Here is an 11,608-nt window from a genome sequence, read left to right as displayed (position 1 = left end):
TTCGAAGGTCTCCCACCCAGGCGAAATGTTCCATAATATGGTAATGTCACATTTCACCTGGGTGGCACTTTTTAGTAGTCAAATATGTGGTATCTGTATCCATTTATTATAGTTGTTTCGTTGTAGTTTATTATTCTTGTTCCATTTGCATAGTTTAGGTGCTGGTGTCCGTGAAGAAAATACTTAGGCTTATACTTATCGAGCAGTTTTCTAAACACTCTAAACCCTGTATGTACAACATCCGGTGCATCTCCAAGACCAAAGGCAGGTGTATGGGTTACTAAAATATCAAAGCCTCCATACCACCAAATTTTTGGTGTGAGCCTCTGCACCCTCTTTTCCATCTGCTTTTCTGTATATTGAAATTCTTTTCCATTATATAGAGGGCTCCCACCAATACCCAATATCCTTACTCCATTAAATACAACTATTTTATCATCTATACAGGTACATCCCTCAGGAGGATTTGTTTTATAACTTCTATCGTGATTTCCGTGGACATAAAATAAAGGTGCATTTATCATAGTTACTAAAAAAGACAGATATTCTGCCTTTAAATCACCACAGGAGATTATAAGGTCTATCCCTTCAAACCTTTTTTTATCAAAATGATCCCATATATAGCTTGATTCTTTATCTGAAACAACAAGTATTTTCACCTTTTGTCCCTCATTTCATCAGTAGTCTAAAATATTATACCACAATATTTGCAAAAGTTAATATATGTGAAATTTTTGTAATATTTTATTAATTTGTATATAGAAAATTTTATAAAATACTTGTAAGCTATTTATTTTTTGCATATAATAAAATAATAAAAATAAAAAGTACAAATCCAATGAAGGGAAGCAAGTAAGCATATGGGATGTTTAAAGAGAGCTGCTGGGGGTGGAAATGCAGTAACTTACCATAGGCCGAATGGGTCCTTGAGGATTTGGGTGAACTTTAAGTAGCCTAAAACGGAGGCTCACCGTTAAAGGAGCAGGATATGTTTGTATCCTTCAGAGGAGAAGCCTTTGCTTCTTGAAATAGGTGGTACCGCGTAATATTACGCCCTATGCTTTGCATAGGGCTTTTATTTTTATACATTTGAAAGGAGGATCACTATGGAAGAGCAAAAAAAGGTATTATTTAGTGGAATTAAACCCTCTGGTGAATTAACCTTAGGTAACTATTTAGGTGCTATAAAAAATTGGGTAAAACTTCAGGAGGAATATGATTCATATTTCTGTGTTGTTGACCTTCACGCAATCACAGTAAAACAGGAACCAAAGGATTTAAGGGCTCGTACACTTCAAATACTTGCAACCTACATAGCATCAGGTATAGACCCTGATAAGTGTACTCTATTTATTCAATCCCACGTTCCTGCCCACAGTGAGGCACAATGGCTTTTAAACTGCTTTACCTATATGGGAGAGCTTAGCAGAATGACACAATATAAGGATAAATCTCAAAAGCTTGGTGAGAGCATTAGTGCAGGACTTTTCAACTACCCTGTACTTATGGCAGCCGACATACTTTTATACAACACAGACCTTGTGCCTGTTGGAAGGGATCAAAAGCAACACCTTGAACTTGCAAGGGATATAGCAATTAGGTTTAATAATCTATATAGCCCAACCTTTAAGGTTCCAGAAGCATATATACCTGAGGCTGGTGCAAAGATAATGGACCTACAAAACCCTGAAAAGAAAATGTCAAAATCAGAGGATAATCCAAATGGATATATATTAATAAACGATTCCCCAGATATAATTAGAAAGAAGATTTCAAGGGCTGTAACAGATACTGTTGGAGTTATAAACTATACAGACGAACAGCCTGGAATAAAGAACTTAATTAACATTATATCTGCAATCACAGGAAGAAGGCCTGAAAATATAGTAGCAGACTATGAAGGTCAGGGCTATGCAAAGCTAAAGCAGGATGTTGCAGAAATTGTAATTGAAGAGCTAAAACCAATTCAAGACGAGGTAAACAGACTTATTTCAGACAAAGCATACCTTGAATCAATATATAGAAAAGGTGCCGAAAAGGCAAACTACGTAGCAAACAAAACACTAAGAAAAATGCAACGAAAAATAGGATTTATACAACTATAAAAGTGCCACCAAGAGCTCCGAAAAAATGATACCTCAAAAATTGTCACCACTATATATAGCGTATAAATGATAATTTGTGCATACTATATATAGTATGCTTTTAAAAATAATTTGATTTTTTCGGAAGTCTCCCACCCAGGTGAAATGTGACATTATCCATATATTACCTAATGATATGCCAAAAGGAGCTAATAAGTCATTTATTAGCTCCTTTTTCAGTTAATTATATATATCAATGGAGGTGGAGGCTTCGTAATAGATACTCCAATTAGAGCAATCTCCCCCCTCAAAGGACTGTAACCTACTCAATAATACTATTATGTATTTTAGTTTAGCTTTGTTATCATTTTAAATTTTTCAAATTAAGCGGCATTCATCGCTTACCTACAAAAGTAGGTGACTTCTGTTGCTCATTAGTTAAAACATTTCTACTAATTTAATATATTGACTTTTTTTACCTATGTTATATAATTATATATGTTTAGTAATAGTAAACAAAAAGTTTAATATAATGGTAAAGGGTGTAAAAATGAAGATAGGTGAAAAAATCAAGGAATTAAGAATTAAAAATGGCCTAACACAGGAGGAGCTTGCCGATAGGTGCGAACTGTCAAAGGGCTTTATTTCTCAACTTGAAAGAGATTTAACATCCCCTTCTATTGCAACTTTGATGGACATATTAGAATGCCTTGGAACAAATATCAAGGATTTTTTTAATGACGACAATGATGAAAAGGTTGTCTTTAAAAAGGAGGACGCCTTCGAAAAGGAAAACGAAGAGCTAAAAAACATTATAAGCTGGATAGTTCCAAATGCTCAAAAAAATATTATGGAGCCTATAATTATTACCCTTGATGAAGGAGGTTCATCAGAGGTTGATACACCCCACGATGGTGAAGAATTTGGATATGTTTTAAGCGGTTCTATCACCCTTTTTATAGGAAACAAAAAATATAAGCTCAAAAAAGGAGAATGTTTTTATTTTAAACCAAATTCAAATCATTATATTAAAAATAATTGTAAAACAAAATCGCAGGTATTATGGATTTCAAGTCCACCTACTTTTTAATGAAGGGAGGATATAAATTGTCAGAAAAAATACTTGAACTTAACAACATAACTAAAATTTACGAAGATAATACTGTTATTAAAAATTTGAATCTTTATGTAAGAAAAAATGAATTCATCACTCTTTTAGGGCCAAGTGGGTGCGGTAAAACAACAACCCTAAGATTAATTGGAGGGTTTGAAACCCCAACCAGTGGGAAAATATACTTTGAGGGAAAGGATATAACTAATCTTCCACCCTATCAAAGAAAGGTAAATACAGTATTCCAAAAGTATGCACTCTTTCCACACCTAAATGTTTTTGAAAATATTGCCTTTGGGCTTAAAATAAAAAAGGTAAGTGAGGGTGAAATACAAAGGAGAGTTAAAAATATGCTTTCCCTTGTAAACCTTGATGGATTTGAAAAAAGAGAGATATCCTCCCTAAGTGGTGGACAACAACAAAGAGTTGCAATTGCAAGGGCCCTTGTAAATGAGCCTGATGTACTTTTATTAGATGAACCCTTAGGTGCCCTTGATTTAAAGCTTAGAAAAGAAATGCAGACGGAGCTTAAAAAAATGCAGCAGTCCCTTGGAATTACATTTATATTTGTAACCCACGACCAAGAGGAAGCCTTAACAATGTCAGATACAGTCGTTGTTATGAATGAGGGAGTTATCCAGCAGATAGGCCGTCCTGAGGATATTTATAACGAACCCAAAAATGCCTTTGTTGCTGATTTTATTGGTGAGAGCAATATAATAGATGGAATTATGCTTGAGGACTTCCTTGTTGAAATATTTGGAGTTAAATTTAAATGTGTTGACAAAGGATTTGATAATAACGAACCTGTTGATGTAGTTATTAGACCTGAGGATATCACACTTTCCCGAGAAAACAATGGTAAAATCGAAGGCTATGTAGAAAACGTAATATTTAAGGGAGTACACTATGAAATGACAGTAACCACTGAAAATTATACCTTTAAGATACACAGCACCAAGATGGAACCTAAGGGAACAAAGGTTTACCTTGATGTTGAGCCAGACAACATACATATTATGAAAAAGGTGAGGTAAAATGAAGAGAAAAAATTATGCTTACCCCTACCTCTTTTGGATGACAATTTTTGCTGTACTCCCACTATTTCTTGTTTTACTATATAGCCTTACCTTTAAAAATGGCTTAAAGTCTGGAATAACAGTTTCAAATTTTGTTAGATTTTTCGAGCCAATCTATCTTGAGGTTTTACTTCGTTCAATAAACCTTGCACTAATAAGCACTATTATATGCTTACTTTTAGGCTATCCTATTGCGTATATAATCTCAAAAACAAATAATAAGCGTAGAAATACTCTAATTCTTTTGTTTTTAATCCCTATGTGGATGAATTTTCTTTTAAGAACTTATGCTTGGATGACATTGCTTGAAAAGAACGGTATATTAAATAAATTCTTAACATCCATTGGTTTAAGTCCTTTAAATATAATGTATACAAACAGTGCTGTAGTATTAGGTATGGTATATAACTTTTTACCCTTTATGGTTCTTCCAATCTTTACAGTTTTAATTAAAATAGATAGAAGCCTAATTGAGGCTGCAAATGACCTTGGAGCAAATAAAATCATAACTTTTATAAAGGTTACACTTCCTCTTAGTCTACCAGGTGTAATATCTGGCATAACAATGGTTTTTATGCCTTCTGTAACAACCTTTGCAATTTCAAGGCTACTTGGAGGAGGTCAATTTACCTTAATAGGTAACTTAATTGAACAGCAGTTTATAAATGTTGGTGACTGGAACTTTGGTTCTGCAATATCTATTGTTATGATGGTTATTATATTAATATCAATGGCGATTATGAACCGATTTGACAAGGATAAGGAGGGGGTAAATCTATGGTAAATAAAATTATAAAGAGAGTATATACTACTCTTATATACATCTTTCTTTATGCCCCCATCGTAATACTTATTGTATTTTCCTTTAATGAATCAAAATCAAGAGGAAGCTTTACAGGATTTACATTTAAATGGTACTCTATGCTCTTTAAGGATAGACAAATTATGCGGTCTATGTACTATACTCTGCTTGTTGCAGTTATTGCATCTGCAATTTCAACATTTTTAGGTACGCTCGCTGCTATAGGAATACACAATATGCATAGAAGACAAAAGAAGATACTTTTAAATATAACCTATCTTCCTGTTTTAAATCCTGATATAGTTACTGCAATCTCTTTAATGGTTTTATTTATTGCACTAAATTTAAAATTGGGACTCTTTACAATGATTATATCCCACATAACCTTTTGTCTTCCCTATGTTGTTTTATCTGTGCTTCCTAAACTAAAACAGCTAAACCCAAATATATATGAAGCTGCCCTTGATCTTGGTGCAACACCTTCCTATGCATTAAGGAAGGTAATAATACCTGAGATTATGCCAGGGATTATAAGTGGTGCACTACTTGCTTTTACCCTGTCAGTTGATGATTTTGTAATTAGCTTTTTTACAACAGGAAGCGGTGTATCAAACCTATCTATAACTATTTATTCTATGGCAAGGCGTGGTATAAAGCCTGAAATAAATGCTCTATCTACTCTGCTCTTTTTAACTGTTTTAATACTGCTGCTTCTTATAAATAAAATAACAAATAAAGAAGAAAAGGAGATGAGTTTAATTGAAAAAAATAAATAAGTTTTTAGCTGTTTTTCTAATGGTACTTATTATGCTTCCATTTACATCTTGTTCTAAGGAAAAAAAGGTAACACTTAATGTATATAACTGGGGAGATTATATTGACGAATCTGTTATATCTGAATTTGAAAATAAATATGGAATAAAGGTTAACTATGAAACCTTCGCTACAAATGAGGATATGTACGTTAAGATAAAATCTGGAGGCACAGCCTATGATGTAGCTATTCCATCTGACTATATGATTTCAAAAATGATAAAGGAAAATATGCTGCAAAAGATTGATTTTTCAAATGTTCCAAACTATAAGTATATAGATGAAAAATTTAAGGGACTTGAATTTGACCCAAACAACGAATATTCAGTTCCTTATATGTGGGGTGTTGTTGGAATAGTATATAACAAAAAGATGGTATCTGACCCTGTTGACAGCTGGAATATTCTTTGGAATGAAAAATACAAAAAACAAATACTTATGCTTGACAGCCAAAGAGAATCAATTGGCGTTGCACTTCAAAAGCTTGGATATTCATTAAACACAACTGATAAGGACAAATTAGAACAGGCAAAACAAGAACTTATAAAACAAAAGCCTCTTGTACTTGCATATGTTGGGGATGAAATAAAGGATAAGATGATATCTGGTGAGGCTGCACTTGCTGTAGCTTGGGCTGGAGATGCTGTATTTATGAAACAACAAAACCCTGATTTGGAGTTTGCAGTTCCAAAGGAAGGAAGCAACCTTTTTGTAGACTGTATGGTAATACCAAAGACCTCAAAGCACAAAAAGGAAGCTGAAATGTTTATTAACTTTATGTGTGAAACTGAAATCGCAAAGAAAAATACAGAATATATAGGCTACTCCACACCACATAAGGAGGCATATAAGCTACTTGATGAAGAAACTAAAAATGATAAAACTGCATATCCTGATGAAGAAGTTTTAAAGAGATGTGAAGTATATAAGGATTTATCGGATATGCTAAAGGAATACGATAGAATATGGACAGAAGTTAAAGCAGCCCACTAAAGTGCCACCCACGTGAAAAGTGACATTACCTATTTTTGGTAATGTCACTTTTTTGATATGCTCTTTTAATATTAGGGAGATTAAACTCTAAAACTATAAGGATATCTTTCATTTCTCAGCAAAATTGAATACACTATTATTTTTAAGCTGATTTTGTCTTAAATTTTTTATTGGTCAAACATTATTGGTTAACCACTTATAAAAGTAGAAGACTACGTTAAACCTAAATTACAAGATGATATTTTATGGAAAATGTCACATTTCACCTGTCGGTGGCACTTTTTGTTACCAGCTGCCTGAAGAGCCGCCACCACCCGAGGAACCTCCCCCAAAGCCTCCAAAGCCGCCACCAGATGAGCCTCCGCCTCCGAAAAAGCCTCCTCCTCCGTAACCACCTCTTGGCCCTCCTCTGTTATTTGAGCTAAATAGTATATAAAGTATAGTTCTTAAAAGTGTTCCTCTAAAAAATACACCATCTAATCCTAATAGAACTATTATAAATATTATAATAAAAATAATATTTGTATCAGTTTTAGATGTACTACCACTTCGAATAGGAGGTATATTTTTATCTAAAGACTCAAGCTGAACACCATATTCCCTTGCAACTTCACTACATAGTGCTTGATATCCAAGAAGTATCCCCTTTGAGTAGTCTCCCTGCTTAAAATATGGAAGTATATACTCATCCCTAATTCGTCCTGTTTTACCATCAGGAAGTGCTCCTTCAAGTCCATATCCAACTTCAATTCTCATCTTTCTATCTTTTACTGCAACTAAAAGAAGTACTCCATTATCTTTTCCCTTCTGTCCTATGCCCCAGCTTCTAAAAAGTACATTTGCATATTCCTCTATACCCAAACCCTCAGTTGAATCTATTGTTACAACTGTTACTTCAGCACCTGTCTTTGAATATAGTTCACTTCCAATTTGAAGTATCTTATCCCTTGAACCTGCGTCTATTATATTTGCAAAGTCATTGAAATATTTATAATCTGTTGGTTTTAAAAATATAGGTTCAGCAAAGGCTATTACACTAAAAAATAATAGAATTACCAAACTTAAGGGGAGGATTTTTTTCTTCATAAAGTTCCCCCCTAAAACTTAACTTCTGGTGGATTTTGTGCATTTGGATTTGCCTCAAAATATTGTTTTTCATTGAAACCAAACAATCTTGCCATAATCACTGTAGGGAACCTTTTTATTTTTACATTATACTCCTTAACAGCAGCATTATAGTCACGTCTTGCAACTGCTATTCTGTTTTCAGTTCCAGCAAGTTCATCCATAAGCTGTCTAAAGTTTGCATCTGACTTTAGATTAGGATAGTTTTCAACAACAACTAATAGCCTTGAAAGTGCACTATTTAATTCATTATTTGCAGCAGCTTGTTCCTGTGGAGTCCTTGCCCCTGCAAGCTTTGCTCTTGCATCTGTTACAGACTGAATAACTTCCCTTTCCTGTTTTGCATATCCCTTTACTGTTTCAACTAAATTTGGTATTAAGTCTGCTCTTCTTTGTAGCTGATTTTGTATTTGGCTGTAGGATTCCTTTGTTTTTTGATCTAAAGCTACAAGCCCATTATAGCTCCCTACACCCCAAAGTACTACTAAAACTACTAGTGCTATTGCAATAATCTTACCATTTATCTTGCCCATTTAATTACCTCCCTTAAAAAGTATTTGTTATAGTATTACATATTTTTTTGATTATTTCAAACTTTATTTTTGTTAATTTATTAATTAAATAATCCTTTTAAACCCTTTATATCAAAATTTATGGATAAATATATTCCTCCTTCAGTTTTTCAATCAATTTCACGCCCTTACATTTGATAACAGGTATTATTTCTCCATTATATACTCCCTTTTTTATAACTCCCTTAACTCTAACCCAATCATTTTCCTTAACATTATTTTCTCCCTCAACCATTAATCCAATTATCTGTGCATCCGCTGCACAGCAGGTTATGAGCATTCTTGCGACTACAAACTGATTTTTGTTAAAGCTTTTATCTTTAAATACAAAGCCATCTATTAAAATACTTCTTCCTACATATTTATCTAAATTTTTATGGAGCTCATCCATTACATCTAAATAGTTTTTGTTATTAACCTCTATTAAATCCTCCTCAATCCTCCCCCCTACTGTTTTTATTGGAAATGTAAAATTTGCCTCTTTGTTTTGTGCTATATTTTGTGACGCATTTTCAAACTCATAGGTTGCTGCCACGAAAATGAAAATTAAAAACATAAAATATGGTAATATCCTTATTTTTTGGTGGTGATGCTGTTTTTCCTTAAATAGCTTGTAAACCTCAAATAAAAATAAAATAAAAAGCATAACCGATGCAAAGATACTGTATATAAAAAGCCTTGGATGAAGAAAATAAAATATTTTACCTGTAATATTTAAGATAGACAATATTAAAAAAAGCAAAAACAAAATTCCCGCCCATAATATATTCTCAAATCTCATATACTCACCTCAATAGCATTGATGTATTTATAAATGTTCCAAATAGTATGCAAAGTAAAAATATTAAAAGAATAAGCTCGAAGGCAAACCTCTTTTTAAAGGATGAAAGCAGTATTAAGGTATTTTTAATGTCTATCATAGGGCCAAGAATCAAAAAGGTAACAAGGGAGCCTACTGTAAACTGCTGTACAAAGGTCCTTGCTATAAAAGCATCTGCCTCAGAGCAGAGGGATATTACATAGGCAAAAATACCCATAGCAACAACAGATAAAAAGCTATCTGAGGAATAGTTTGCTATTACAGGGCGTACATTTGATGTCTGCATTATAGAAGAAATAAATGCTCCATATATCAAAAACTTTCCTATATCTAAAAATTCGTGGCTTGTGTGATCTAAAATTTCATAGAGCCTTGAACTATGATGGTGGGAATGACCACAGGAACAGTGGTTATGTTCGAAGGTATTGTTTAATACGTTTTTATCCCCTTCAAGATACCAAAGCAGAAGACCTATCAAAACAGAAATTAAAACACCAAAACCTACACGAAGTGCCACCATATATTTCATATCATAAAAGGCATTATATGTAGATAGGATTACAACAGGATTTATAATAGGACAAGAAAGCATAAATGTTATTGCCACATAGCTTGGAACTCCCTTTTTTATAAGTCTTCTAACAACAGGTATTATTCCGCATTCACAGATAGGAATAAAAAGTCCAAGTAGGGAAGCTGTAAAAATTGCAACCACTCTGTTTTTAGGTATCAACTTCTTGATTACTGTATCTGACACAAAAACCTGAATCACTGCTGAAATAAAGGAACCTAAGAGAATAAAGGGTATTGCTTCAAGTATTATGCTTATAAATACAGCTGAAAAGGTGTTTAGATAATCTACATCTAATGTAAATACCCTAACTCCTAAAAGATTGAAGAATACAAAAATAATTAGCAAAAACAATATAAGCCTTAATAGACTATGCCTTGATTCATTCAAATGTTCCATATTTCTCCCCCTTATAATTTCTAAAGCAAAAAAGCTATATAACTGCTGTTGCCATTTATTCACATACTAAATTATATTAGACGCAGATATTTAATTATACATCAAAAGAATTAATGAAACTGATTTAAATTTAATAATATGTCTAAAGCCTCTAAAAAAGTGAGATTCTCATTGCATTTTTATTATTAAAATCACCCATAATAAATTTAAGATATAATAGGAGCTGATAATGTGAAAAATAAATTTTTATCTATTTTATGCTTTCTTCTTACAGGATTTATCCTTTATACCTTGTCTAATATAGATATAACTTATAGAGCAGCTATAGATGATTCCTCTACAGTTAAAACTATTTATCTTACCTTTGACGATGGCCCAAGTTATAAAATTACCAATCAAATATTAGATATTTTAAAGGAAAAGGAGGTTAAAGCCACCTTCTTTTTAATAGGAAATAAGGTTGAAGATAGAGCTGAAATAGTTAAGCGAATATATAATGAAGAACACTCAATAGGACTTCATTCCTATACACATAAAATAAAGCAAATATATAAAAGTGAGGATACCTTTATTGAAGAGATGAAAAAAACAGAAGATACCGTATATAGTGTAATTGGAGTTAGACCAAAAATAATAAGGTTCCCTGGTGGAAGCACAGGACATCTTGATGAAGATTTTCACGAAAAGCTGCACGAGTTGGGATATAAGGTATATGATTGGAATGCAAGGATTTCAGATGGATATGTACCAAGTAAATCACCAGATGTTTTATATAAAGAGGCCATTAAGACAAGCCAAAAATGGAATACTGTTTTTCTTCTTATGCACTGCAGTGAGACAGATAAAAACACAGTAGTGGCACTGCCAAAAATTATAGACTATTTTAAAGAGAAGGGGTATGTTTTTGAAACAATTAATGAAGACACACCTGAATATTATTTTAGATATAAAAAAAGGTAAAACTTTATGGTTACTTTATTATGTTGACCAACCTATTTGTTAGCTAAATTTTGAAAAAGCCCCATGAAAGGATTTTATTAGGCTCTTTCATGAGCTATAGCAATTCTTGCTTTTCGACTTTGGAAAAGTCCGTAATTCGGCACAGGACGTGCCGAGCCGAGCGGCCATCAGGACGATGGTATCGCGAGGGTAGGACTTTTTCAAACAAAGAAAAGCTTAGAATTGCTTAGCGAAATGAATCGATGCCCAAGAAATCCTTCATGGGGCTAATCAATATAT

Annotated in this window: 12 protein-coding genes and 1 other annotated feature; of the genes, 7 read left to right on the top strand and 5 right to left on the bottom strand. The window is 33.1% G+C overall.

Translation table 11 applies throughout. The annotated features are described in order from the left end of the window. Positions 1–71 precede the first annotated feature (71 nt). Positions 72–659 carry a metallophosphoesterase gene (locus JG776_RS06380; protein ID WP_291965771.1) on the bottom strand — a complete coding sequence of 196 codons (588 nt, stop codon included), beginning with the start codon at positions 657–659 and terminating at the stop codon, positions 72–74. Positions 660–829: 170 nt separating this feature from the next. Next, positions 830–1,061, top strand: a binding site (T-box leader). 45 nt (positions 1,062–1,106) lie between these two features. Between JG776_RS06380 and trpS the strand changes: the two genes are divergently transcribed. The 6 genes from trpS (at position 1,107) to JG776_RS06350 (ending at position 6,882) form a co-directional block, all read left to right on the top strand. Next, positions 1,107–2,105 carry a tryptophan--tRNA ligase gene (gene trpS / locus JG776_RS06375; RefSeq protein ID WP_291965769.1) on the top strand — a complete coding sequence of 333 codons (999 nt, stop codon included), beginning with the start codon at positions 1,107–1,109 and terminating at the stop codon, positions 2,103–2,105. 529 nt (positions 2,106–2,634) lie between these two features. Further along, positions 2,635–3,174, top strand: coding sequence for a cupin domain-containing protein (locus JG776_RS06370; protein WP_291965768.1), 540 nt, complete (start codon positions 2,635–2,637; stop codon positions 3,172–3,174). Positions 3,175–3,191: 17 nt separating this feature from the next. Beyond that, positions 3,192–4,232 (top strand): spermidine/putrescine ABC transporter ATP-binding protein, encoded by a 1,041-nt coding sequence (gene potA, locus JG776_RS06365; protein WP_291965766.1) that lies wholly within the window; start codon positions 3,192–3,194, stop codon positions 4,230–4,232. Between the two features lies 1 nt (position 4,233). After that, positions 4,234–5,058, top strand: a complete 825-nt coding sequence (locus tag JG776_RS06360; protein WP_291965764.1) for an ABC transporter permease — start codon at positions 4,234–4,236, stop codon at positions 5,056–5,058. Next, complete coding sequence (locus JG776_RS06355; RefSeq protein WP_291965762.1) at positions 5,052–5,852, top strand: ABC transporter permease; 801 nt, start codon at positions 5,052–5,054, stop codon at positions 5,850–5,852. The genes JG776_RS06360 and JG776_RS06355 overlap by 7 nt, the downstream gene beginning before the upstream one ends. Further along, positions 5,836–6,882: an ABC transporter substrate-binding protein gene (locus JG776_RS06350; protein WP_291965760.1), complete on the top strand. Its 1,047-nt coding sequence runs from the start codon at positions 5,836–5,838 to the stop codon at positions 6,880–6,882. The genes JG776_RS06355 and JG776_RS06350 overlap by 17 nt, the downstream gene beginning before the upstream one ends. A 285-nt stretch (positions 6,883–7,167) precedes the next feature. Here JG776_RS06350 and JG776_RS06345 read toward each other — a convergent pair whose 3' ends face one another. The 4 genes from JG776_RS06345 to JG776_RS06330 all read right to left on the bottom strand — a co-directional run bounded on the left by JG776_RS06345 (position 7,168) and on the right by JG776_RS06330 (position 10,369). Next, positions 7,168–7,968, bottom strand: a complete 801-nt coding sequence (locus JG776_RS06345) for a YgcG family protein (protein ID WP_291965758.1) — start codon at positions 7,966–7,968, stop codon at positions 7,168–7,170. A gap of 11 nt (positions 7,969–7,979) precedes the next feature. After that, a complete protein-coding gene (locus JG776_RS06340; RefSeq protein WP_027308346.1) occupies positions 7,980–8,540 on the bottom strand; it encodes a LemA family protein in 561 nt (186 codons plus the stop codon). Between the two features lie 118 nt (positions 8,541–8,658). Continuing rightward, positions 8,659–9,360, bottom strand: coding sequence for a TIGR03943 family protein (locus tag JG776_RS06335; protein WP_291965755.1), 702 nt, complete (start codon positions 9,358–9,360; stop codon positions 8,659–8,661). A 4-nt stretch (positions 9,361–9,364) separates the two neighbouring features. After that, positions 9,365–10,369 (bottom strand): permease, encoded by a 1,005-nt coding sequence (locus JG776_RS06330; RefSeq protein WP_291965753.1) that lies wholly within the window; start codon positions 10,367–10,369, stop codon positions 9,365–9,367. A 231-nt stretch (positions 10,370–10,600) separates the two neighbouring features. Between JG776_RS06330 and JG776_RS06325 the strand changes: the two genes are divergently transcribed. After that, positions 10,601–11,329, top strand: coding sequence for a polysaccharide deacetylase family protein (locus JG776_RS06325; protein WP_291965751.1), 729 nt, complete (start codon positions 10,601–10,603; stop codon positions 11,327–11,329). Positions 11,330–11,608: the final 279 nt, after the last annotated feature.

This window comes from Caloramator sp. (assembly GCF_020054765.1).
Lineage (GTDB): Bacteria > Bacillota > Clostridia > Clostridiales > Caloramatoraceae > Thermobrachium > Thermobrachium proteoclasticum.
Note: the sequence above shows the minus strand (reverse complement) of the source record. Positions and strands in the feature narration are given on the sequence as shown.

Excerpts from the sequence above, each read along its gene's own strand:
- trpS (WP_291965769.1), top strand. The coding sequence starts at position 1,107 with ATGGAAGAGCAAAAAAAGGTATTATTTAGTGGAATTAAACCCTCTGGT.
- JG776_RS06370 (WP_291965768.1), top strand. The coding sequence starts at position 2,635 with ATGAAGATAGGTGAAAAAATCAAGGAATTAAGAATTAAAAATGGCCTA.
- JG776_RS06360 (WP_291965764.1), top strand. The coding sequence starts at position 4,234 with ATGAAGAGAAAAAATTATGCTTACCCCTACCTCTTTTGGATGACAATT.
- JG776_RS06355 (WP_291965762.1), top strand. The coding sequence starts at position 5,052 with ATGGTAAATAAAATTATAAAGAGAGTATATACTACTCTTATATACATC.
- JG776_RS06345 (WP_291965758.1), bottom strand. The coding sequence starts at position 7,968 with ATGAAGAAAAAAATCCTCCCCTTAAGTTTGGTAATTCTATTATTTTTT.
- JG776_RS06340 (WP_027308346.1), bottom strand. The coding sequence starts at position 8,540 with ATGGGCAAGATAAATGGTAAGATTATTGCAATAGCACTAGTAGTTTTA.
- JG776_RS06335 (WP_291965755.1), bottom strand. The coding sequence starts at position 9,360 with ATGAGATTTGAGAATATATTATGGGCGGGAATTTTGTTTTTGCTTTTT.
- JG776_RS06330 (WP_291965753.1), bottom strand. The coding sequence starts at position 10,369 with ATGGAACATTTGAATGAATCAAGGCATAGTCTATTAAGGCTTATATTG.